Raw genomic sequence first — 24,606 nt, forward strand, 5'->3', positions numbered from 1 at the left:
CGTGAAATAGTGCACAACTATCAACCTCTAAATTAACCAATAGTTAAATGATAATATAAAGTATTACGAAAAACAACTCATATAAAGTTGGTTGGAAGGGTTTTCCAAGCTACTAGATTAGCTAATCTGCCTGTATGTTTTAAACCACACCGCCCCCACCCATTTTTATTACCTATCAGCGCTCACGATGACTCGTAATTTCTATTTCTTGTAAAGCCTGCGTTGCTAATTGATCAGCCTCACGGTTCATTTTTCGAGACACATTTTTATAGGTTGGAGTAATTCCAAGCTGTTCTAATTTTCGCTCAATGCGATCAATCCATGCTGCTAACTCCTTTTCGTAGCATGGCCATTCCCCATCTAGTTGATGAATGACAACCTTTGAATCTCCAACAAGTGTAACTGGTAAATGGTGCGCACCTAATAGCTCTAATTCCGTTAATCCTAAGTGAAGCGCTGCATACTCTGCTTCGTTGTTGCTTACAAGGCCTTCCACTAAAGCATTTTTTCTTATCCGATAGGCCTTTTCATTTTGCTCATAGTAAATGACACAGCCAAGTCCTGCTTTATTTGTCTTCAGGTCAAACCCACCATCAAAATAAACGATTATATCATGGGGCTCCGTTTTAATTTCCTCCATGTATTTCTTTAATTGCTTATAGGTCCAGCTTCCCTCGTTGCTATCAATAAATGTTAACTGCTTAATGCGTCCAGTTTTCTCCATGTCTTCAGCAATGACGATGGCTTGTCCAGCTTGCATCATATCTGAGCTGAATATCGTCTCTAATCCCTTTTTTGTACGATACGTTAATTCCATTCTCACTTGCAAGATAAAACCCCCTCTTACTTGTATGTAAAACAAAATAAATGGCATAATATCTGAATAAACACATTTAATGCATGAACCTTTCGTTAATTATTATTTTATATAGTGTCCTAAAAATACACATACATTAGAAGCATTAAAAGATATTTTAATAATAACAAAAATTAATTTAATAAAACAATTGACAAAACAATAACTTTTATGCAAAATAGGTTTAACAACTGAATATTCGTATATTTTCTTATCCAGAGAGGTGGAGGGATTTGGCCCTACGAAACCTCGGCAACAGGCTTTTTAAGTACTGTGCTAATTCCAACAAGCAATAATGCTTGGAAGATAAGAAGAGTAAAGTGAATGATACATACATGACCTCTTCTTTTCAGAAGGGGTCATTTTTATGTTTTTCCATACCTTCTTGTCTCCAGGGATACATTTTTCACCAATCCCAACTTCAAAGGAGTGATAAAAACAAGTAGTGAAGAAAATCAAATAAGATAATAGCTACTTTTAAACGAAAATAAAGGAGGCCAGAATATGAGTTTATTGAATGCACTTGAAGATAGACTCCTCATTGGCGACGGTGCAATGGGTACGTTGCTGTATTCTTACGGTGTCGACCGTTGCTTTGAAGAATTGAATCTAACACACGAGGAACAAATTACCCGTATTCATCAATCATATATTGACGCAGGATCCGATTTAATCCAAACCAATACGTACGGCGCAAATTATATTAAGCTTGCTCGCTATGGCTTAGAAGATCAAGTAAAGAAAATCAATACGAAAGCAGTGGAACTTGCTAGAAAAGCTGCTAAAAAAGACACTTTTGTTCTCGGAACTATCGGAGGGATACATGGCGCACAAGCATTAAACGAGACAAAAGAAGAAATCAAACGAAGCTTTCGAGAACAGCTATATTGCTTACTGTTAGAAGGTGTAGATGGTCTTATTTTAGAAACCTATTACAATCTTGATGAACTATTAACCGTATTAGAAATTGCCCGAGAAGAAACAACGATACCAATTATTACAAATGTCTCCATGCATGTACCAGGCATTCTTGAAAATGGTATCCAGTTAAATGATGCTTTTCAACGTCTAGAAGATACGGGTAGTAACATTGTTGGCGTCAATTGTCATTTAGGACCATTTCATATGCTGCAATCATTAAAAGGTGTTCCATTGTCAGATAAGACATTCTTAGCAGCATACCCAAACGCTAGTTTGCCAGCTTATCACGAGGGCAAGCTTGTTTACGAAAATAAACCCGACTATTTCACTCGATGCGCTGAGGATTTTCGCAATGAAGGGGTTCGTTTGCTTGGCGGTTGCTGTGGAACAACCCCCGAACATATCAAGGCATTAGCAAAAGGGGTTCGTAGTTTAAAACCATTAGCCGAAAAAAGAATCGTTCGAAAACCCTCCCCTATTGAAGTGACGATTGATGAGACGAACAAAGAGATTCCTTTAGTGGATATCGTAAAGAAAAGACATTCCATCATCGTTGAGCTAGATGCGCCGAAACATCTGCAAACAGACGCATATATGGAAGGCGTGAAGGCATTAAAGAAGGCTGGTGTTGACGCAATTACATTAGCTGACAACTCGTTAGCATCACCAAGAATTAGTAATATTGCGATCGCTGAAAAAATAAAACAAGAGGTTGGGCTAAGACCTCTCGTCCACTTAACTTGCCGGGATCGAAATTTAATTGGGTTGCAATCGCATTTAATGGGACTGGACACTTTAGGGATGCATGAAATTTTGGCAATTACGGGGGACCCAACGAAAATCGGCGACTTTCCAGGTGCCACTTCTGTTTTTGATGTAACATCGTTCGATTTAATTAAATTAATCAAGCAATTTAACGAAGGACTTTCCTTTTCTGGTAATTCCTTACGGCGAAAAACTTCTTTCAAAGTTGGTGCAGCTTTTAATCCAAATGTTGCTCATCTTGATAAGGCAGTCAAACGAATGGAAAAGAAAATTAGCTATGGTGCCGATTATTTTCTAACACAACCAATCTTTAATAAGGAGCAAATCATCCAGCTGCATGAAGCAACAGCGCATATCCAAACACCGATATATATAGGAATCATGCCGCTGACCTCAACGAGAAATGCAGAGTTTCTCCACAATGAAGTACCAGGAATTAAGCTAAATGACGATGTTAGAGAAAAAATGCGCTTCGTCTCGAACAATCGAGACCAATCGATTGAACAAGGGATTTCAATCGCGAAGGAACTTATTGATGTATCCCTACAATACTTCCATGGTGTTTATTTGATTACACCTTTTACACGTTATGACATGATTATTCGTCTTGTTGAATATATCCAGGAAAAAGTTCCAGCAAGCAACTTAGAGGAGGTGTTGTCAGCGACCCAACACAGCCGATAAAAAATATTAAGGAAAAACGATTAAAAAAAATGAGGAGGAAATGAGATGACAAATGTGATTAGCTCAAACTTAGGTTATCCAAGAATTGGGGAGAAAAGAGAATGGAAGCGTGCTTTGGAAGGATACTGGAATAAGCAACTATCTGAAAAGGAACTCATCGAGAAAACAGATGCCATTAGATTAGCAAACTTAAAAAAACAAAAAGAAATTGGGATTGATCTTATACCAGTTGGCGATTTCACACTATACGATCACGTCCTAGATACTTCCGCTATGTTCGGAGTTGTACCAGATCGCTTTAACTATGATGGCGGAAAGGTAAACCTGGAAACCTATTTTGCTATTGCCCGCGGTACGGAAAATGCGGTCGCATCCGAGCTTACGAAATGGTTTAATACAAACTATCATTATATCGTTCCAGAACTTGAAAACGTGACACCAACGTTAACAGAAAATCTTCCACTGAAATTCTATAAAGAAGCAAAAGATAAGTTAGGAATCGATGGGAAGCCTGTCATTTTAGGCCCGATTACATACCTAAAACTATCAAAAGGGTACGAAGAAAAGGATTTTTCTAACGTCTTACAACGCTTTATCCCATTATATGTCCAACTATTAAAAGAGTTAGAGGAAGCTGGCGCATCTTGGGTACAAATTGATGAACCGATTTTCGGTACAAATCTCCCAAAAGAGGTTATCCAAGAAGCGAAACAAGTTTATGAGCAATTTCATGATGCAGCACCAAACTTAAAACTTATTTTACAAACCTATTTCGAGCATATTATTCACTATGAAGAAATTATCGAATTTCCTGTTCAAGCAATCGGACTTGACTTTGTCCACGGAGATTCGCTAGAGCTTATCAAGCAATACGGATTCCCAGAAGATAAAGCACTCGCAGCTGGAGTTATCAATGGGCGCAATGTTTGGAAGGCTGACTTGGAAGCTAAAATAGACCAGCTCGAAACAATCTATCAAGCTGTTAAAAATAAGCAACTTATTATCCAGCCATCCTCCTCTTTATTACATGTTCCAGTCACGAAGGAATCTGAAGTACAACTTGATTCTGATGTGAAAGATGGTCTTTCCTTTGCGAATGAAAAGCTTGATGAAATCGTAACACTTACAAAGGGATTACAATCCGGGAAACAATCCATCTCGAACGCACTAAAAGTAAATAAACAGGAACTTGAACAGTTTAATCGATCAACACACAGAAATAATGAAATCGTTCGAAAGGAAGTCGAAGCACTAGGAATTTCAGATGCACAACGCTCCCTACCATTCGCTAAACGGATTCAGAAACAACACGAGCTCTTACAATTACCATTACTTCCAACGACAACAATTGGCAGTTTACCGCAAACACAGGAAGTTAGAAAAACAAGGACAAAGTGGCGTCAGGGAACGATTACAGATGCTGAATATGAACAATTCATTAAGGATAACATTGAAAAATGGATTCATATCCAAGAGGAAATTGGGCTAGATGTACTTGTACATGGTGAATTCGAACGCACAGATATGGTCGAGTATTTCGGAGAAAAGTTAAATGGCTTCGGTGTTACGGAATTCGGCTGGGTCCAATCGTACGGTTCACGGTGCGTAAAACCGCCATTGATTTTTGGTGATGTTTCGTTTGACACAGCGATGACCGTAAAGGAAAGTGTTTTCGCACAATCCTTAACAGACAAGCCTGTAAAAGGAATGCTCACTGGTCCAGTAACTATTTTAAACTGGTCATTTGTCCATGACGATGTTCCAAGAGAAACGGTACAAAATCAAATTGCTCTCGCACTACGAAAAGAAATTGAGGCACTTGAGGCAAATGGAATTAAAATCGTTCAAGTTGATGAACCAGCATTACGCGAAGGGCTCCCACTTGATGAGAAAAAACAGAAAGCGTATTTAGATGCAGCGGTATACGCATTTCGCTTGGCGACCGCTTCTGTTCAAGATCAGACACAAATTCATACACATATGTGCTATTCTGAATTCCAAAAAATCTATGATGCGATTGACGGTCTTGATGCAGATGTTATTTCCATTGAAACATCACGTAGTCATGGTGAAATTATATCTACCTTTGAGGAAAATACGTATGAGAAGGAAATTGGACTTGGCGTTTATGATATCCATAGTCCACGTGTTCCAGATAAAAATGAAATCAAACAAAATATTAGCCGAGCATTAAAAACGATTCCTACGGAGCAATTTTGGATTAACCCGGATTGTGGGTTAAAAACAAGAAGTGAGGCTGAAACAGTTGGTGCATTAAAAGCGATGATCCATGCTGCAGAAGAAATTCGCAAGGATCAATTGGCTTATCAAAAATAATCTACAAGCGATTCATACTCGAGGATATTCTAGTCAAACAAATTAAATCAAAAGCCCATAATCATTACGGTTATGGGCTTTTGTTTCGTATTTTTGCCGACTTTTCAGCTGCATCTAATGTTAAAAAAACACCCTCTGTTTTACTATTGCATTACAAACCGCGTCCTGCTATAGCCTTCTTTCATTTTCTTAACCTCTAGCATTGCTGGAAACATGCTTTTTAGCTCCTGCACATGGGAAATAACGCCAATCATTCTACCCGATTGCTGTAATGCAATCAATGTGTCAATCGCTTTACTCAACGACTCTTCATCTAATGATCCAAAGCCTTCATCGATAAACATCGTATCAATAGATATATTGCCTTGAAAGCTTTGAATCACATCAGACATTCCAAGTGCAAGCGAAAGTGATGCATTGAATTTTTCTCCACCTGATAATGTTTTAACGTCGCGGGATTGCCCAGTATATGCGTCATATACATCAAGCGCTAATCCACTTTGCTTACCATGTGATTCCTGCCGGTCACTTCTCGTTAAATAATATTGACCATTTGAGAGCTCCCTTAATCTTAAGTTTGCAGCATCAATGATTTGTTCTAAATATTCAATTTGTAAATAACGTTCAAAGGAAATTTTCCGATTGTTTTGCCCTCTCAGAACATCATATAAATCAGCAATTGTAGCCAACCGTTTTTCCTGTTCTTTCACCTTGCTATCCGATTCCATAATGTGAACTTTCAAATCAACCGCTTCTTGGTAGCTCTCTTTTGAACGATTCCATTTATTAAGCGCCAGTTCGTATGCCTGTTTAAGCTTATCTAGCTGCTGCTTTAATACCGTTAAATCAATTCGTGATTTCTCTTTTAACACTTCTTTTAAGTCAGCAACCTGTTCTGTTAACGTCGATAAACTTTGATTAAATCGTTCTATCTCATTCTTTAACGCCTGTTGCTCTTGCGTAGACATTTTCGCTTCCCGATACACTTCAACCGACCCGAACCCTGCGTTTAGCATCGCTTCATTAAATTGCTTCTCTATAGCCTTACGCTTCTCGCTCGTTTCATTGAGTTGTGTTTTCGAATGTGTCCGATTTGAAGTAACACTTGCCTGTTCTTCCTTTGCTTTTTGCAATCCAGATTGTGCATCCTCCCATTGTTTCTCTAGCTTTAATTTTAATTCGCTTGTTTCGTTTAGTTGCTTCTCTAGTTCCTCTAGTACCTTTACTTCATCTGGTATGTTCCGTAAACGTTCCTGATAAACTGCTTTCTTCGATTCATATGATGTCACTAAATCCCGATATGCTTTTTCAAGCTGCTCTCTTTTTGGCTCTAGTTGTTTTATTTCAACAGCTATGTTTTCTTGCATTTTCTTTTGCTCTTTTAACTTTGTCTGTTTCTTTTCTAATTCCGCCACTTCATCTGCTAGCCTTTTCCCCTTTTCTACTAATTGTTCAAAAATGGACGAAACAGCTTCAAGTGGAATCGCGTGCTCCTTTATATCTGTTTCCTTCTCTTCGATCTGAGCTTTTTTCGCCTTCAACTCAGCTGCAGCATTACGGTACAAATCATCTTTTACGTCTAAATCTTTTTTCAATGCTTCCAGCTGTTCTTTCGTAATGGCATCCTTCTCCATCATTGCCTTATTCGGATGTTCGATGCTTCCACAAACTGGACATGCTTCTCCATCATGCAAATGATTTGCCAAAACAATTGCTTGATTAGCTAGCCACGCTTCCTCCTGGCATCGATACAGTTCCTTCGCCTTGAAAAAATGCTCCTTTTTTAGCGAAACAGCCTTTTCTAGCTTATTTTTTTGCTGGGATAAATCAATATAAACGCGTAGCAACTTGGCACGTTCTCTCATTTCGAGTAATTGCTGCCTCTTATCATGGTATTGGTTAACAGCCTCATCAAGCTGCTTAATTTGGGCCTGGCATTTTTCAGCCGCTTCATTTTTGTTTCCAAGCTCTTTCTTAAGTTTTTCCAATTCAGCCCTAGTCGACTTTCCCTCTCTTACAAGTGTTTCTAATTTACTCTTTTGCTGATCGATATCTTTTACAACAGGTAAATATTCGGTTAATCGGTCTAGCTTTTTTCCCATTTCTTCTCTTATATCTTTTTTATTTTCCTCTTGCTTATAATAGGATGTCGCTTGCTCCAATTTAGCATCAGCGAGTTTCTGAGATGCTTCTGCATTTTCTAATGCACGGATTTTCTCAGCCTCTTCCTTTTGCCAATCCAAAACCTGCTTTTCATAAATTTCAATCGTACTTGCTCGCCCTGCTGCTTCTAATCGTTTCTCTTTCGCAGTAAACAAAGGGGCTTGTTCTTTCAGTTGCTTCAATCGCTTCCCTTTCACATCCAAATCTTCAAAACGCTCATTCAGTGCACGTGCCTCATGGAAAGCAGTTTGTTCCTCGTCATGTTTGCGATATGCTGCTTCATAAGCTTTTTCATCGATCTCAATTTGCTCCCTATAAAAATCAGCCTCAGCTTCTAGTCCCACAACAATTTGCTGTGTGTGGTAATGATCCGCTGCTAAAACATTCGCTAAAAGCGAGTCCTCTCGTTTAGGCAATACGGAATAAATTGTAGTTATATAGTGATCGAGTGTCTGTTTCACTTGGTTATATTGCTGTTCAACTGTGTTTTTCTTATTTTTCAGCAACTCACTAAGATGCTTATAATGCTCTGTTTTAAAAAGCCTTCTTAAAATCGCTTCTTTATTCTCCGTGTCCGAAGTTAGTAGTTTACGAAATTCACCTTGGGGCAGCATAACAATTTGTTTAAACTGGTCTTGTGTTAAGCCGATAAACGATTCTACTTTTTTATTGATTTCAGAAACGATTTGCCTGTCGACACAAGGAACTTCTCTGCCCTCTACCTTTTCAAAGAACTCATAACGTTCACCAGTTTTCGATTTATTTCCTTTTTTCACATGACCTATTTGCCGAAGTATGCGATATATACGGCCGCTCAAGGAAAATTCTAATTCTACTGCGGTATGGGTATTATCATCTGCGAAATCACTGCGCAAAGCCTTTGTATCTTCCCGATCCGATCCACTTGCACTGCCGTATAATGCAAAAGCAATACCATCAAAAATTGTCGTTTTACCAGCACCTGTATTCCCAGATATGACAAATAAATTCGTCTTATTCAGCTCTCTAAAGTCAATCGTTTCTGTATTTTTATACGGACCAAACGCCGTCATTGTTAATTTCAGTGGCTTCAACTGGTTTGCACTCCTTTCTCCCGCAACAACATTTAATTCGAGATAGACGCTTTCTGTTTTGGTATTTCTCTTGTTTCATTCTCATCCTTTAGAAGGTCGTCTAATGTCTCTTTAAAAATAGCTTCGATTTCCTCTGTTGCTTTATCTCCTTTTACTTCATTATAGAATGCTTTAAAGAGGTCTAAATCACTCATCTTACTTCGATTAATCGCTTGATCTTCTGTCAATAACATAGGTATGACAGAATGGTTTTTACGTTCTACATGCATCGCGTTTGGATAGACAGACCGCACCTTCTCCATCGGTGACAGAACTGGAGTCTCATCCAATAACCGAACAAAGACATAGTCTTCATTTATTGGACGATTTAATAAATCCTCTACGTAAGCTTCAACGGTGCGTATGTCTCTCCGCGGTATTAGCAGGCGCTTTTCAACCGTAATATTCCCTAGAGCATCCATCTCCACAATATGGAACCCTTTTTTATGATGTTCCTCGGATAAAGAGTATTTTAAAATCGATCCAGCATAACGAATTTTTTCATCCAATACATAGTGCGCCTGATGCAAATGCCCTAATGCTGTATAATGAAATGGCATATAGTGTTCACCAGCAACATATTCTGCACCACCTATGGAAAGCGGGCGCTCCGAATCACTTGTATTTTCTTCTTCTTTCGCATGAGGGGTCACAAATGCATGACCAACAGCGACATGTCGAGCGTTTCCATCGAGCTGTCGTGATATTTGTTCAATTATCTTTTTCGTTGCGTCATCATGTGAACGGATTTCTTCATCTTCCAAAACATTCCTTACAACACTTGGATCACAGTACGGAATGAGATGAAAATGAACCTCCCCGAACTCATCTTCTAAAATAACCGGCTTCATTTCTTTCGATAGATTACCGACAATGTGAAAACCATGATGCTTCATCAAGCTGCTTCCAAAGTTTAATCTGCTCGGGCTGTCATGGTTTCCCGCGATAGCAATTACAGGCGTTTTTAATTTTTGAACAATCGTTTCTAACACATTATCCAATAAATGAACTGCTTCAATCGGTGGAACAGCTCGATCATATAAATCACCCGCAATGATGACCACATCTGGTTTTTCTTCTTCAACCGCTCGTATAAACTGCTCTAATACATGACGTTGATCTTCCGTCATATAGATTCCCTGTACAAGTTTTCCTAAGTGCCAATCTGCAGTATGAAATATCTTCATCGTGCCTCTCCTTTCGTATACAGCTAATAGTGAGATTTATAGTTGAATTGGTAAAATGGATGAAGTAAGAACTTCTAAATCTATTATGAGTAGTATACTGTGCTTCTTTCATTGTATCAATGTTATGAAACCTCGTCATTATACATATTTCTACCAGTTGTATTCTTTGATTTTTGAATTTCGAATCTATCACTCTCTTGTTTTTTAAATTGGGAAAAGAAAATAGCTGCGATAATTAATTTTATTAAAGATTTATTTTTCACTGATTTAGTTTCTAGATTTGTACATGTTATTAAAAAATTGCGCTTCATTCCCTTACAAATATAAATAACCCTGATATGAATCGTATCAGGGTTATTATCTATTTACATCAATTTTATATCTCCTTGCTTCGCTCGTTTGATAAAGAACGCAAGGATAACAGCTATTGCAATAATAAAAGTTGAGATGAAAAATGCATCATTAATTCCACCAAGCATTGCTTCCAAAGCTATTTGCTGCTGCAGCTCCGCTGTCGGACCACCTGCAACAGCCTCCGTTAAACGGTTTGCATACACACTCTCGCGAATCGACATAATCGTTATTAACAATGCAGTTCCAATCGCTCCAGAGACCTGATTCAACGTATTATTCATCGCTGTTCCATGTGGGTAATATTCAGCAGGCAACTGATTTAAGCCGTTGGTCGATACTGGCATCATAACCATGGATAGACCTAACATACGCATTCCATGGAGTACCATTAACGTAAAGTAACCTGTCTCAAACGTTAAGTTACTAAAGCAGTACGTTGTTATTGTCATAATCGATAAGCCAACAATCGCTAGCACTCGTCCGCCATATCTATCAAACAGTCTCCCCGTAATTGGCGACATAAATGCATTTAGAAGAGCTCCTGGTAATAGCATTAACCCTGTATCCATTGGCGAAATCCCGCGTATCGTTTGTGCATAGATCGGCAACAATAGAAAACCAGAGAACATTGCAATATTAACAACCACCGAAATGACGGATGCCAACGAGAACATTGGATATTTAAACACATTAAAGTTTAGCATTGGCTCCTCTAGCTTCGATTGACGAAGGATAAACCATATAAGTGCTAAAACCCCAATCGTAATAGTTCCATATACTTGTAAACTATCCCAGCCCTTCGATCCCGCTGAACTAAATCCATAAAGCAATCCACCAAATCCGATACTGGACAAAATTAGAGAAAGTATATCTAACTTAATCGTCACTTTTTCTTTCTTATCTTTTAATAGGAAAAAGCCAAGCAAAAATACAACTGCTGCAATTGGTGTAATAAAATGAAATAGCATTCTCCAATCATAATGCTCAACAATCCACCCAGAAAGCGTTGGCCCAATTGCTGGAGCAAACATTAAAATTAGACCAAAGATTCCCATCGCTGTTCCTCGTTTAGCAATTGGAAAGCTTATTAACATAACATTCATTAATAGTGGCATCATAATTGCGGACCCAGATGCCTGCACCATTCGTGCAGTTAGCAAGACCGGAAATGCATGAGCGATACCAGCGATAAAAGTTCCACATAAAAATAAACCCATCGCTACTAAAAACAAGCGCCGCACAGAATATTTTTGAATTAAAAATGCTGTTGTTGGAATCAATATGCCATTAATTAGCATATATCCTGTTGTTAACCATTGGACGACAGATGTACTCACATCAAGGTCATCCATGATAGATGGCAACGCAATATTTAACAGCGTATTATTTAAAAATGAAATAAATGCACCGACCATAAGTATCGCTAAAATACCATACTTTGGCCGGACATTTTGATTGACAGATGGTTCCATTAAATCTTTTCTCCCTTACACTAAACTAATCATTTATCATTCGAAAATTTCTACTGACATAAATCCTATCATATACCTTTAGTCCAGATAATACAAATAAAATTTTCATTGTCTTTATCATGCTTTGGGAACCATCTAGAAATGCATAATATTTTTAATAGACTACAAGTCTAGCATAAATAAATAGCAATTTAAGAAAATCGTATCCTAATTATATGGTCAAAGCTTTTTAACGTATCGATAAAATAGCACACACATATTTCTTAAAAAAGCAACTAATTCTTTTACCTTTGTGTCCAAAATTTGTCTATCTCCACTAAATCTACAAATCTTCATGAACATTTTGTGAAGCATTTCTCATACTCTTGTATTTTTTCTTTTTGCGTACTATTATATAGAACGATATTCGTGTTTACCTTAATATTGGCGCAAAAAAACAGATAATTTAACAGAAAGGGGTATATACATGAAACTTAAATGGACCTTACTAACATTCATTTTCACTATAGCCACAGTGTTAACAGGTTGTGAACCTTTACTTGTGTTAGATCCAAAGGGACCACAGGCCCAAACGACTGCTGATGTTATTTGGATATCCATCTACACCATGGCGTTCATTGTTATTACCGTACTCGTATTACTTATCATTATCCTTGTAAAATATCGCGCATCTAAACAAGATGATGATTATGAACCACCACATATTGAGGGAAATCCTATTGTCGAAGGAATTATTGTTGGTATACCAATTTTAATTGTTATCTTCTTATCTATCGTGTCTGTTGTATCAACATATCAAGTTGAAACAGTACCAGAAGGATATGAGGATCAGGAACCGTTGGTAATTTATGCTTCTTCATCTAACTGGAAATGGCATTTCAGTTACCCAGAAGAAGATATTGAAACAGTCAATTATGTATTTATCCCAACAGATCGTGCCGTCGAGTTCAAACTGTACTCACATGGTCCAATTACAAGTTTTTGGATACCACAGCTAGCCGGACAAAAATATGCGATGGCTGACATGGTAACGACGATTAACTTAGCGGCTGAATCCGCTGGAGAATTTATGGGTAGAAATGCAAACTTTAGTGGTGAAGGTTTTGCTGAAAACACATTTAACGTTATCGCAATGCCACAAGATGAGTTCGATAGTTGGGTAGAAGATATTCACGCTACTGCCGACCCATTAACAGAAGATGTTTTCGATGAATTATTAGAGCCTGGTCATCTAGGGCAACTCGCTTTCACTGGAACACATTTAGAATTTTCACCAGCACCTGAGGGTGAGCATGGTGGACATAATCATGGATCATCAGATGATACGGAAAACTCCGAGGATGATGACCACGATGAGTCAGAACACGATCATCATTAATTAGAAGACTACGAACACAACAGCTAGATTACTAATCTAAATGTAGTTGAACTTCTTGAAAGGAGTAACAAACATGGAATTTTTTGAAAGGTTCGCTATCCCCCATCCAGATCCAATGATTTATGCATCCATGGTAGCAATCGTACTTGTTTCCATTGCAATCGTTGCTGGATTAACTTACTTTAAAAAATGGGGCTATTTATGGGACGAATGGTTAACAACGACTGACCATAAACGAATCGGAATTATGTATTTAATTTCTGCTTTAATAATGCTATTCCGTGGTGGCGCAGATGCTGTCATGATGCGCGTACAGCTTTCCAGCCCTGAAATGGAATTTTTAAACGCACAACATTATAACGAGGTTTTCACAACGCACGGAGTTGTCATGATCTTCTTTATGGCGATGCCGTTCGTTATCGGATTAATGAACTATATTGTGCCATTGCAAATCGGTGCACGCGACGTTGCTTTCCCGCGACTGAACGCACTTAGCTTCTGGTTATTCTTTGCCGGAGCAATGCTCTTTAACATTTCGTTTGTTATCGGTGGCTCCCCTGACGCTGGTTGGACCAATTACTTTCCACTAGCAAGTAATGAGTTTAGCCAATCTGTCGGTGTAAACTATTACATGTGGGCACTTCAGATTTCTGGGATTGGAACATTGATGACAGGTATTAACTTTATCGTGACGATTTTCAGAATGAGAGCTCCTGGCATGAAATTAATGAAAATGCCACTATTTACATGGTCAGCTCTAATCACGAATGTCATTATTGTATTTGCATTCCCTGTATTAACGGTTGCCCTTTTAATGGGAACATTCGACCGTCAATTTGGAACATCGTTCTTTGCAACAGGTAATGGTGGAATGGATATGTACTGGGCAAACCTATTCTGGGTTTGGGGACATCCAGAGGTTTACATTCTGATCCTTCCAGCATTCGGTATTTACAGTGAGATTATTTCGACCTTCTCAGAACGTAATTTATATGGTTATAAATCAATGGTTGCATCCATGGTACTAATTTCCCTACTCTCATTCTTTGTATGGGTTCACCATTTCTTTACAATGGGACAGGGTGCATTAACAAATAGTATCTTCTCGATTACAACGATGGCAATCGCCATACCAACCGGGATTAAGATATTTAACTGGCTCTTAACGATGTGGAAAGGTAAGATCAGGTTTACCGTTCCGATGCTTTACTCCGTAGCCTTCATCCCACTTTTCACAGTCGGTGGAGTAACTGGAGTAATGCTTGCAATGGCAAGCGCTGACTATCAATATCACAATACGATGTTCCTAGTCGCTCACTTCCACAATACGATTATTCCTGGTGTTGTATACGCAATGCTTGCTGGTCTTACGTATTGGTGGCCAAAAATGTTCGGCTTTATCCTGAACGAACGAATTGGAAAATGGGCTTTCTGGTTTAATGTTGTCGGCTTTGTCTTGGCTTTCTTCCCGATGTACATCACTGGATTAGATGGGCAAGCTCGTCGTATGTACACTTACTCAGAATCAACTGGGTTTGGTCCATTGAATATGCTTTCGTTTGCTGGAGCAGGTTTAATGGCAATAGCATTTATCCTAATCGCCTACAATATTTTCTATAGTATTAAAAACTCACCTAGAAATGTTGGAGACGATCCATGGAATGCGCGTTCATTAGAATGGGCAACGCATAATCCAGTACCAGAATACAACTTTGCGATTACGCCTGAAGTAAATTCTAGCCAAGCACTATGGGATCACAAGAAAAAATCCCATACATTATTCAAAGGTAAAATCGATAAAATCCATATGCCTAATAATAGCGGAATTCCTATTATCATGGCTGGTATTTTATTTGTATTTGGATTCTCGTTCGTCTTTAGTATTTGGCCAGCTGTAATCATTGCTGCCATTGCATTCTTCTCCTGTATGTTATATAGCTCGTTTGAGAACGATCATGGTCGCTATATTTCTGCTGAAGAAGTGAAAGAAACAGAAGAGAAATTTGGAGGTGCTAAGAAATGAAGATAGATCACTCGCAACCTCTTGAATACAGCACGCATAAGAACGAGATGAATATATTAGGCTTCTGGATTTTCCTAGGCGCTGAAATTATGCTTTTTGCAACACTATTCACATCCTATTTCATCTATGAAAACCGGGTTGGAAATGGACCTAGTGGTGCAGAAATCTTTGAAATAACACCTGTTTTAATCGAGACGGTTGTACTTTTAACAAGTAGTTTTACAATCGGACTTGCAATTAACGCCATGCGTTTGAACCGACCAAAAGCAATGCTATGGTTCTTAGGTATAACACTAATCCTTGGCGCAACGTTCCTTAGCGTTGAAATTTATGAATTTGTTCACTACTACCATGTTGGAGCAACATTACAAACGAGTGCATTTACTGGTATTTTATTAACAACACTCGGAACACATGGAGCTCACGTAACATTTGGTTTGTTCTGGGGAATAGCTATCTTCTTGCAAATTAAAAAACATGGCTTAACACCAGAAACAGCTAATAAATCATTTAATTACTCATTATATTGGCATTTTCTAGATGTAATGTGGATTTTCATTTTCAGCTTCATCTACTTGAAAGGAATGATGTAACATGAAGGAATTATTTCCATTAAAGCAAGTCAATGGCTTTGTTTTCTCATTGCTCCTTACTGTTGTTGCGCTGAGCGTTTACTTCATGGATATGTCATTTAGCTTAGGTATGACTATTTTGCTTGTGACAGCTTTTATTCAAGCAATTGTACAGTTTGTCTTGTTTATGCATGCCGGTGAGACCGATGATAAACGAACAATCTACACAACCTTATACTACAGTGCCTTAATTGCTTTAGTAACTATATTTGGTTCATTACTTGCAATGGTATGGGATATGTAAAAAAATCAACAACAAAGCGAGCGTCCAGCATGTGACGCTCGCTTTTTTTCGTAATTTAAATAATTATAATGTACTTCTCTTCGCCTCATGTTCCTTGTTGATCATTTCTTCTGTTGCAACAAGAAACACACCCATTATCCAAATAAATGCAGCACTCATAACCGCACCTACACCAATACCAACTAGCCCTTGGTAATCGCTTACATAAACTCCACAAGAAAAAATGGCAATTCCAAGGAAAACCAACGTACCACAAATATATTTTACTGCGTTTAATATAGTTGCATGTGCTTTCATTTGAAACGACCTCCCTTACTTACTATTATTTACCACGTTCACACTTTTGTCAAACATTTATTTCTAATTTGTGAACTTTAAAATTAGGTATTGACAAAGTTCCGCAGGCGCCTATTTTTAGCATATGAATGTATTCAAAAAAATAAACCGAGAGCATTACCTCCCGGTTATTATGACTGTTACTCCCCTGCTTCAATTAATACTAACGGTAGTGCTGTCTGTTTGGATTTGTTTCATTTGTTCAAATAAGCTTTTAATCGTACCAATACCCACGTTGTCATACTTAGCTAGAATAACGAGTTCTTTCGGTAGCTGCTCAACTGTTTCCATTTGATCCTCACGTAGCTGCTTCAATAAACTTGGGAATCCCGAAAACATGTCCTCATGTAGTGGCACCATAGCCAACTCCTCTGTTACAATGAGATACTCTGCTTTAAAAAAGAAAAATAATTCTCCAGGACGATCTAACATAATTTTTCTTCGTTGTTTCTCTTCTTCGATAAAAACTTCCAATTCTTCAAAAAGTATTTCTTCATTTTTAGCTTTGTAGCGTTTTACATTTGTTGATAACCCTTCTAAATTATTTGGAAGTTCACTCATGATTCGCGCCTGCTGCTCTGCTCCCAGTCGAATTAAGAACATCTCCGAACGTTCAAAACGCTGCGGTAATAGAAATGCATCCCTTAAGAAATAAGGGATTTCCAATTCTCTATCTTTATATACAAGTTTTCGAATCGTAGTAAATCCTGGAGGTAGTGGTTGTGAAGGTTTTTCTGCGACAAACTCCCCTCCATCCTCACTTTCAAGCTTATCCTCTCTCTCTTTAACCGAAGCATGTAACAATTGCTCTAAAGCCCCTAAGCGAATTTCTATCTCGGAGATATCATAGTCTTCTTTTCCCTGCGTTGTTGGATCCTGATATTCTGGAAATTCAAATTCAAGTGGACCATATGTCTCCACATACCATCGAACAATCACATAGACAGCTTCCCATGACTGTAATGCCTCTGAATACCGGAATTTCCTTGTATCATGTGCAGCCTGATTCCCCAACATTCGTACGGTATGCAAAGCATCACGCAGCTCTATCGTTATGTATCCATTATCATTTAGGATATCGATTCGTTCCATTAGCTTCATCGATGTTCTAGAGGGCAGCTCTTCCTCTTTCATTACCAACTGTAAGATTGTTTCCACAAAAACTCTTGCATGTGTCAACATTGTCCTTGGGCTCGTAAAAATACTATTTTCAAGTTCCCTAGCAACATATGCCAGCTCTTTATTCATCTGTTCCAAAAATTGATAGTAATAATTGTCCATCTTCATTTGTGTTGTCTCCTAGCTGTAAAAATTCAAGTCAAACTATTATTTTACCATAGAACGGAGGTTATCTGTTTTTATTTTTCTACCAGCATAGAAAAAACTACTTATCGCATCCACGTAAGTAGTTTCACTATCTACCATTATTCGAAATTAAAGTGCTTTCGCAGTTTAAAATAAATCGCTTTACATTCAGCGTGATGTCGAATATTTTCCAATAACCCACTTACCAGCACTCTACTTAATTTCGGTTTTTGAATCTCTTCTTTCAATAAAATGAGTGATTCTTTTTCAATCTCCCCTTCAATCTCTCCTAACGCATGATCCATCAGCATGATTATTTCTTCTATTGTTATTTCTTCATGTAATGGCTTCTTCATCAATTGAACGAAGTCTGAAGTCAAGAATGGAATTGTTGTATAAGTTGCTAATAAGTTCGTTTTTTCAACAAGCGATTTGCAAAGTGTATCTAAATCAACTTGTAAATTAAGGAAGAAAAAGAGTTCCGAATACGTTTTCATGAATCCTTGAATACAGTATACGAGATCATATTTCATCTGCTCCACTTCATAACCGTAGATTTTCTCTACCATATATAAAACGGACTCCTCAATCAGCTGACTATAATAACGCATTTTTACAATCAATTCATCATTCAATGTATGGGCTTGCTCTTGAATAAAAATTTTCGCGAACTCAGAATGTTCATAGTACGAATCAAAACATAAATGGTAAAATTCATATAGGAGTCTATCCTTATCATCTTCACTTCTGACCAAGTAGTCAATGCTTGATACATACTTCATCATAAAGTGGTCAATTAGAGCTAGAATCAGTGCATCCTTTGACTTAAACGATAAGTAAAAAGCTCCTTTAGAAATACCGCAATGATCTGTTATTTGCTGAATCGAAGTTGCACTAAATCCTTGCTTTGCAAAAAGCTCTAGTGCCTTATCCATAATTAGTTGTTTTTTTGTCACATTTCGCACTCCCTTTCCCGCAACTAACATTGACAATTGACCGAGTAGTCATTATTATAAGTAACGTAGTATTAAAAGTCAAATAAGGGCAGGTGTAAAGGTGAAAGGTATTGTAAATTTTGTCCTGAAAAATAAACTGGCAGTATGGTTATTGACTATCATTATTACTGCTTCAGGTATTTACTCAGGGACACGTATGAAAACGGAGATGATTCCGGATATTAATATTCCTTATCTCATGGTAATGGATGTGTATCCAGGTGCAACTCCAGAACAGGTTATGGAGGACGTTTCCATACCAATTGAAAAAGCAATTAACGGACTTGAGGACATTAAGGCCGTTTATTCCAATTCATCATCTAATATCGCAAATATCCAAGTTGAATATGATTATGGAATTGATATGGATGAGAAAAAACGTGAGCTGCAATCAGCACTAGAGAATGTTACATTACCAGATGATGCACAGGAACCAATCATCACATCGATTAGCATGAACATGATGCCAGTCGTAGCATTAAGTGTTAGTAGTTCAACAGAAGATATTGTGGAGTTAACATCAACTGTTAACGACATCTTACTACCAAAAATCGAAAAGCTCGATGGAGTTGCATCTGCGACCATCACAGGGCAACACATTGAGGAAGTAGAGCTATCATATGATCAGGAATTGATGGCAGAGCTTGATATCACAGAAGATACGGTTAAAGAAATGATTCAAGCAAGTGATATGGCCGTCTCTTTAGGGCTTTATGAATTTGAAGAAGGTGAACAGGCCGTAGCGGTAGATGGAAAGTTCATGACAGAAGACGAACTTAGCGGAATGCTCATACCTGTTACACCAACAGAATCAAACCCTGCTCCATTTGTGGAACTCGGGGATATTGCAACAATCGAAACTGTAGGTAAAGTACAATCTGTTTCCCGTACAAACGGCGAAGATGCGATCGCAATTCAAATCGTCAAAGGACAACAGGATAATACAGTCGACGTTGTAAATGAAGTGAAGGACTTAGTTGAAGAAGAAGTAGCCTCTATTGATGGATTAATCATTGATGTATCCCTCGACCAAGGTCAGCCAATTCAAGATTCCGTCAATACGATGATTGAAAAAGCATTGTTCGGTGGATTAATCGCTGTCTTGATTATCTTACTTTTCTTACGTGATTTTAAATCAACAATTATTTCTATTATCTCGATTCCAGTTTCCGTCTTTATGGCATTACTCCTGCTAAACTGGATGGATATCACACTCAATATTATGACGCTCGGTGCAATTACCGTGGCAATTGGCCGGGTAATTGATGACTCCATCGTTGTAGTAGAAAACATTTATCGTCGAATCCATTTGAAAGAAGAAAAACTTTCCGGAAGAGCACTCGTACGCGCGGCAACGATAGAAATGTTTAAACCAATTCTATCCTCAACCATCGTAACAGTTGCTGTATTCGCACCACTTATTTTTGTTGGTGGCATGGTTGGCGAATTATTTATGCCATTTGCATTAACGATGACATTCGCACTCCTTGCTTCCCTAATCGTTGCGATTACAATCGTACCTGCGCTTTCGCATTTCTTATTTAAGAAAAAATTATATGGCGAGAAAGCTGAAAGCCAGCATAAAGAACAAGGAAAGCTTGCAAAAGGATATAGAAAAGTTCTTGATTGGACGCTAAATCATAAAATAATTACATCAATTGTATCCATTCTATTGTTAGTTGGTAGCTTGATGCTAACACCTTTAATTGGCTTCAGCTTCTTAGGCAGTGAAGAAGAGAAAGTGATGTACCTAACATATACTCCTGAAGCTGGCGAATTAATGGATGAAACATTAGAAAACATCGCAGCGGTTGAAGACGAATTATTAACACATGAAGACATTGATATTGTTCAACTTTCTGTAAATGATTCAGAAACTGCAGATCCAAATGCAGCTATGATGGGTGGCGGAGCTGGCGGTGCATTAATGTACTTGATCTTCGACCCAGACATGGAAGATTTTCCACAGGCACGTGACGAAATCTTAGAATATGTCACAAACATTGATCAATCAGGTGAGTGGAAGAGCCAAGACTTCTCTTCTATGGGAATGACAACGAATGAAGTAAGCTATACTTTCTATAGTGAGGATTTAGATAATCTAAACGAAGCTGTTCACATGGTCGAAGAAGAAGTAGGTAAAATCGATGGAATTGATGATGTTTCTTCAAGTGCAGAGGATGCATATGTTGAACATGTATTAAAAGTAGATCAGCAAGACCTACTGCAATACGGTTTAACGACTGGTCAAATCGTTATGATGCTAAATACATCGTCAACAAAAGATGTTATCACAACAGTTGAAAAAGATGGTGAAACACTTGATGTTATCGTACAACAAGAGCAGACTTTCGATCCGCAGTCAATGGAGGAAATGCTGGATATTCCAGTACCATTACAAATGGAGCCTGGAACAACGATCCAACTTTCCGAGCTTGTAACGGTTGAAGAAGGAACAACGATGAATACACTATCACGCAGTAACAATGAGTACTACGCTACTGTTACCGGAACGATTACAGAAGATGATATTTCAAAAGCAACAGCTGACGTCGATGCAGCAATTGAAGAGCTTGACTTACCAAAAGGCGTAACAATGGGTGTCGCTGGTGTTGCAGCAGATATGGAAGAAACATTTACCCAACTGGGTATTGCAATGCTTGCTGCAATCGCGATCGTTTACTTTATTTTAGTTGTCACGTTTGGTGAAGGACTTGCACCATTTGCAATTCTCTTCTCCCTTCCGTTCGCGATCATCGGTTCATTTGTCGGATTACTTATTGCTGGAGAAACCATTTCGGTTTCCGTTATGATGGGTCTCCTCATGTTAATCGGTATTGTTGTAACAAATGCAATCGTCCTTGTCGATCGAATCATCCACATGGAGCGAGATGGAATGGGATTACGAGAAGCTATTCTCGAAGCTGGAGCAACACGTCTTCGCCCAATCTTAATGACAGCTCTTGCAACAATGGGCGCATTACTTCCATTAGCATTTGGTAATGGCGGTGGCGGTTTAATCTCGAAGGGTCTTGGTATTACAGTAATCGGAGGTCTAGCAAGCTCAACATTATTAACATTGCTTGTTGTACCGCTTGTTTATGAATTACTATCTAAGCTATTTAAGAAAAACCGTAAAGAAATCGAAGAAAACTAAGTTAACAAAACCCTACAGGAATTTTGTCCTGTAGGGTTTTGTTATTTTGCGATTGCACAAATGCTCATATTTTACAATTTACAACAACTTCTTGAATTTATACACGTAATACTGTGTTATCCTAACTCCCTCTGTTGCTCCTGTTTCATTTTTAGATGGCTTTCTTCATCAATTTTTTTCATTTTAAATGGCGCAATGATTAGTACTGCAATAAGCACAAGGCCGAGATAGCCGATTAGCGGATAAAAATAACTAACTAAGTCTGTAAATCCTGCAAAGCTTGCAATATATGCAACAATCATCGTTCCTATTAGGAATGGCTTATAACGTTTTGTTCCAACCTCTGCAAATCGTACTACAAATGAGAAGAACATGCTTACCGCTGTATTATAAATCATTCCAAATATGACAATTGACATCATTACACCAAGTAATGGTGATAAACCATTTACGATACCAAGCATTGGCATATCTAAGCTACCAACCTCTTCTATCTTAGCGAAAATAGCAAAGTGGCTAAGTAAAATTAAAACTCCTAGACCAAGCCCACCAACTAGTCCACCAATCGCAGCTGTTTTTCTATTTGCTTCAGCACCACCCATAACAATTGCCATTGATGCTCCCACTGCCGTATTAAAGGAAACATAATTAATTCCCGAGATAAACCAGTTCGGTAATGAAGTTGGCTGTTCCCTCGCAAGACTATCGAGAGCTGCAAACGAGCCATCTAATGTTAGAAAACTATAAACTGAAATGATTAAGACAAACAGTACTAGAAAAGGTGTAATACTCCCGATAATGGAAACAATCCGATCAACTTTTAACATGCCTGTTAAGATTACAAGCAACAACATCAAGGTTGTTCCAAAAACATACGGCATGCCAAATTGCTGGTTCAAGTTCGATCCCGCTCCCGCTATCATCACTACCCCTACCCCAAACAAAGTAAAAATAAGAATATAGTCAATTACTTTTCCAAGATATCGTCCACTTATTTCATAAATAACCTCTTTATGAGATGTTGTTTGCTTCCGGCTGCCCAACCAAACAAGCACCATCCCGACATAAGCAAATAAAGCGCTTGCAATAATTGCACCAACAATACCCATTACCCCAAAGCTTGTAAAGTACTGTAGCACTTCTTGTCCAGATGCAAATCCTGCTCCAACAATCACACCGATAAAAGCGCTTCCAATTTTTAACGTATTTTTCATCGTGTCTCCCCCTTTGGTTGTCCCTCATAAATTATAACAGCTAATAGATGAAATCTATTTGTGTATATACTAAAATGTAAAGTAGCTAGTTCGTGTATCTACTCAAATCTTGTTTATTTTCCCAGTATTTTTTTCCATAAAAACCAAGACAATCCAAATTTAAAATGAGGAAGGTATTTCATGCGCAATAAACCTAACCACCTAGAGTTTTTAAAAAACAGATTGAATGAAGTATTCCAATCACCGGATCAATTAGCTGATTGGATCGGTGATATTTTTGAGTGTCCTATTACAATAGAAGATTCTAACCACCACGTTGTATCCTACAGTAAACACAAAGAAAATATTGATGAAGCGCGTATAGGAACGATTATGAATCGCAAAGTTCCAGATAAAGTTATTAATGGTCTCTGGAAAAAAGGGGTTATGCCTAAACTTATCGATCGTGATGAACCTGTCGTTATTCCACAAATTGAAGAAATTGGACTTGGAAATCGTGTAGCCATTTCGATTCGCGAAAAAAATGAAATTCTAGGTTTTATATGGGCACATACTGGCGATAAAAAACTGAGTGAGGATGAACTCGAGCTACTTCAAGAAGTCGCTAAACAAGTTCGCAAATTCTTCTTGAAGCACCCGAAACGGAATCGTAAATCGGAAGAAAGTTATAACGACTTTTTCTGGCAACTGCTCACTGGAGACATTAAAGACACAGATAAATTAACCAAACAGGCTAAACAGCTTAATATTCAACTTGAAGGCGACCTTGCTATCGTTGTTATACGGTTTGCAGACGAAATAACCGAGCAAATAGAAAAGCATGCGTACTATTTAGCAGAAACACAACTACAGGTGAAATCACTTCTTCGTCTATTTGATGGTAAGGAATTCATTATGCTTATTCGTCATCATAAAAAGGATGATCCAGCATATTTATTAGCTGAATTTATCAAGCAAATTATAGAAAAAATCAGTAACCAGCTTGCACTAAAAAACGTAAGTGGATCAGCCGGCTCTTTCTATGATTCAGCAAAGCAAATAAATGAAAGCTATAAACAAGCATTAAACGTATTAAATCTAAAAGAAAAATACCCTGAGAATCTAGAAGACACCTTTTTATTTGAGGACCTCGGAGTTTACCAATTTATAGAGGAACTTTTTGAGATTCGAAAAGCAAGTCATAGGCAGAATAAGTACATTGAAAGATTACGATTGTACGATAAGAAACACCAAACTTCCCTCACGGACTCTTTACAAGCTTACTTAAATTGTGATTGTAACGTTTATCAAACCGCAAAGGAGCTATTTATTCACCCAAATACAATGAACTATCGACTAAAAAGAATTCGAGAAGTCTCTATGCTGGACTTAAAAGATCCAAATCAGAAAACTGCCGTTTATTTGGATTTTATCATGGAAAGCATGCATAAAGGGTGATTTGTGCAAATACACAAAGCCCCCTTCTCCTTTT

The 24,606-nt window shown here is 38.0% G+C and carries 16 protein-coding genes and 1 riboswitch; of the genes, 8 read left to right on the forward strand and 8 right to left on the reverse strand.

The window, feature by feature from the left end; translation table 11 throughout:
• Window positions 1-175 precede the first annotated feature (175 nt).
• On the reverse strand, window positions 176-829 hold the full coding sequence (locus tag F1560_RS16125; RefSeq protein WP_149475673.1) for a reverse transcriptase-like protein: 654 nt from the start codon (window positions 827-829) through the stop codon (window positions 176-178).
• 235 nt (window positions 830-1,064) lie between these two features.
• A riboswitch (SAM riboswitch) is annotated at window positions 1,065-1,169 on the forward strand.
• A 191-nt stretch (window positions 1,170-1,360) separates the two neighbouring features.
• Here F1560_RS16125 and F1560_RS16130 point away from each other — a divergent pair.
• Together F1560_RS16130 and metE are read left to right on the forward strand one after the other, a co-directional pair.
• Window positions 1,361-3,226 (forward strand): bifunctional homocysteine S-methyltransferase/methylenetetrahydrofolate reductase, encoded by a 1,866-nt coding sequence (locus F1560_RS16130; RefSeq protein WP_149475674.1) that lies wholly within the window; start codon window positions 1,361-1,363, stop codon window positions 3,224-3,226.
• Window positions 3,227-3,271: 45 nt separating this feature from the next.
• Entirely contained in the window at window positions 3,272-5,563 is a 2,292-nt protein-coding gene (gene metE, locus F1560_RS16135; RefSeq protein ID WP_149475675.1) for a 5-methyltetrahydropteroyltriglutamate--homocysteine S-methyltransferase, read from the forward strand.
• 143 nt (window positions 5,564-5,706) lie between these two features.
• On the opposite strand, the gene F1560_RS16140 is transcribed toward metE, so the two are convergent.
• The 3 genes from F1560_RS16140 to F1560_RS16150 all read right to left on the reverse strand — a co-directional run bounded on the left by F1560_RS16140 (window position 5,707) and on the right by F1560_RS16150 (window position 11,851).
• The gene (locus F1560_RS16140) at window positions 5,707-8,799 is read right to left on the reverse strand and encodes an AAA family ATPase (protein ID WP_149475676.1); all 3,093 of its coding nucleotides are present in this window, start codon (window positions 8,797-8,799) and stop codon (window positions 5,707-5,709) included.
• Between the two features lie 32 nt (window positions 8,800-8,831).
• Window positions 8,832-10,025 (reverse strand): exonuclease SbcCD subunit D, encoded by a 1,194-nt coding sequence (locus F1560_RS16145; protein ID WP_149475677.1) that lies wholly within the window; start codon window positions 10,023-10,025, stop codon window positions 8,832-8,834.
• A 365-nt stretch (window positions 10,026-10,390) separates the two neighbouring features.
• Window positions 10,391-11,851 (reverse strand): DHA2 family efflux MFS transporter permease subunit, encoded by a 1,461-nt coding sequence (locus tag F1560_RS16150; RefSeq protein WP_149475678.1) that lies wholly within the window; start codon window positions 11,849-11,851, stop codon window positions 10,391-10,393.
• A 466-nt stretch (window positions 11,852-12,317) separates the two neighbouring features.
• Here F1560_RS16150 and qoxA point away from each other — a divergent pair, with 466 nt between their 5' ends.
• The 4 genes from qoxA (at window position 12,318) to qoxD (ending at window position 16,128) form a co-directional block, all read left to right on the forward strand.
• Window positions 12,318-13,229 (forward strand): cytochrome aa3 quinol oxidase subunit II, encoded by a 912-nt coding sequence (qoxA, locus tag F1560_RS16155; protein ID WP_149475679.1) that lies wholly within the window; start codon window positions 12,318-12,320, stop codon window positions 13,227-13,229.
• A 73-nt stretch (window positions 13,230-13,302) separates the two neighbouring features.
• Window positions 13,303-15,252 carry a cytochrome aa3 quinol oxidase subunit I gene (gene qoxB / locus F1560_RS16160; protein ID WP_149475680.1) on the forward strand — a complete coding sequence of 650 codons (1,950 nt, stop codon included), beginning with the start codon at window positions 13,303-13,305 and terminating at the stop codon, window positions 15,250-15,252.
• Entirely contained in the window at window positions 15,249-15,845 is a 597-nt protein-coding gene (locus F1560_RS16165; RefSeq protein ID WP_149475681.1) for a cytochrome (ubi)quinol oxidase subunit III, read from the forward strand. The genes qoxB and F1560_RS16165 overlap by 4 nt, the downstream gene beginning before the upstream one ends.
• A gap of 1 nt (window position 15,846) precedes the next feature.
• Window positions 15,847-16,128, forward strand: coding sequence for a cytochrome aa3 quinol oxidase subunit IV (gene qoxD / locus F1560_RS16170; protein WP_149475682.1), 282 nt, complete (start codon window positions 15,847-15,849; stop codon window positions 16,126-16,128).
• Between the two features lie 63 nt (window positions 16,129-16,191).
• Here qoxD and F1560_RS16175 read toward each other — a convergent pair whose 3' ends face one another.
• The 3 genes from F1560_RS16175 to F1560_RS16185 form a co-directional block, all read right to left on the reverse strand.
• Window positions 16,192-16,425 (reverse strand): hypothetical protein, encoded by a 234-nt coding sequence (locus F1560_RS16175; RefSeq protein WP_149475683.1) that lies wholly within the window; start codon window positions 16,423-16,425, stop codon window positions 16,192-16,194.
• 192 nt (window positions 16,426-16,617) lie between these two features.
• Complete coding sequence (locus F1560_RS16180) at window positions 16,618-17,751, reverse strand: DUF4145 domain-containing protein (protein ID WP_149475684.1); 1,134 nt, start codon at window positions 17,749-17,751, stop codon at window positions 16,618-16,620.
• Window positions 17,752-17,888: 137 nt separating this feature from the next.
• Window positions 17,889-18,725: a TetR/AcrR family transcriptional regulator gene (locus F1560_RS16185; protein WP_149475685.1), complete on the reverse strand. Its 837-nt coding sequence runs from the start codon at window positions 18,723-18,725 to the stop codon at window positions 17,889-17,891.
• Window positions 18,726-18,825: 100 nt separating this feature from the next.
• Between F1560_RS16185 and F1560_RS16190 the strand changes: the two genes are divergently transcribed.
• Window positions 18,826-21,921, forward strand: a complete 3,096-nt coding sequence (locus F1560_RS16190) for an efflux RND transporter permease subunit (protein ID WP_149475686.1) — start codon at window positions 18,826-18,828, stop codon at window positions 21,919-21,921.
• Window positions 21,922-22,037: 116 nt separating this feature from the next.
• Here F1560_RS16190 and F1560_RS16195 read toward each other — a convergent pair whose 3' ends face one another.
• Window positions 22,038-23,135, reverse strand: a complete 1,098-nt coding sequence (locus tag F1560_RS16195; protein ID WP_149475687.1) for a YkvI family membrane protein — start codon at window positions 23,133-23,135, stop codon at window positions 22,038-22,040.
• A 180-nt stretch (window positions 23,136-23,315) separates the two neighbouring features.
• On the opposite strand from F1560_RS16195, the gene F1560_RS16200 reads away from it, so the two are divergent.
• On the forward strand, window positions 23,316-24,572 hold the full coding sequence (locus F1560_RS16200; protein ID WP_149475688.1) for a PucR family transcriptional regulator: 1,257 nt from the start codon (window positions 23,316-23,318) through the stop codon (window positions 24,570-24,572).
• Window positions 24,573-24,606 lie beyond the last annotated feature (34 nt).

It is taken from the genome of Oceanobacillus polygoni (genome assembly GCF_008304605.1).
Lineage (GTDB): Bacteria > Bacillota > Bacilli > Bacillales > Amphibacillaceae > Oceanobacillus > Oceanobacillus polygoni.

Coding starts and splice junctions, on each gene's coding strand:
- F1560_RS16130 (WP_149475674.1), top strand. CDS start 1,361: ATGAGTTTATTGAATGCACTTGAAGATAGACTCCTCATTGGCGACGGT.
- metE (WP_149475675.1), top strand. CDS start 3,272: ATGACAAATGTGATTAGCTCAAACTTAGGTTATCCAAGAATTGGGGAG.
- F1560_RS16145 (WP_149475677.1), bottom strand. CDS start 10,025: ATGAAGATATTTCATACTGCAGATTGGCACTTAGGAAAACTTGTACAG.
- F1560_RS16150 (WP_149475678.1), bottom strand. CDS start 11,851: ATGGAACCATCTGTCAATCAAAATGTCCGGCCAAAGTATGGTATTTTA.
- qoxA (WP_149475679.1), top strand. CDS start 12,318: ATGAAACTTAAATGGACCTTACTAACATTCATTTTCACTATAGCCACA.
- qoxB (WP_149475680.1), top strand. CDS start 13,303: ATGGAATTTTTTGAAAGGTTCGCTATCCCCCATCCAGATCCAATGATT.
- F1560_RS16165 (WP_149475681.1), top strand. CDS start 15,249: ATGAAGATAGATCACTCGCAACCTCTTGAATACAGCACGCATAAGAAC.
- qoxD (WP_149475682.1), top strand. CDS start 15,847: ATGAAGGAATTATTTCCATTAAAGCAAGTCAATGGCTTTGTTTTCTCA.
- F1560_RS16175 (WP_149475683.1), bottom strand. CDS start 16,425: ATGAAAGCACATGCAACTATATTAAACGCAGTAAAATATATTTGTGGT.
- F1560_RS16180 (WP_149475684.1), bottom strand. CDS start 17,751: ATGAAGATGGACAATTATTACTATCAATTTTTGGAACAGATGAATAAA.
- F1560_RS16195 (WP_149475687.1), bottom strand. CDS start 23,135: ATGAAAAATACGTTAAAAATTGGAAGCGCTTTTATCGGTGTGATTGTT.
- F1560_RS16200 (WP_149475688.1), top strand. CDS start 23,316: ATGCGCAATAAACCTAACCACCTAGAGTTTTTAAAAAACAGATTGAAT.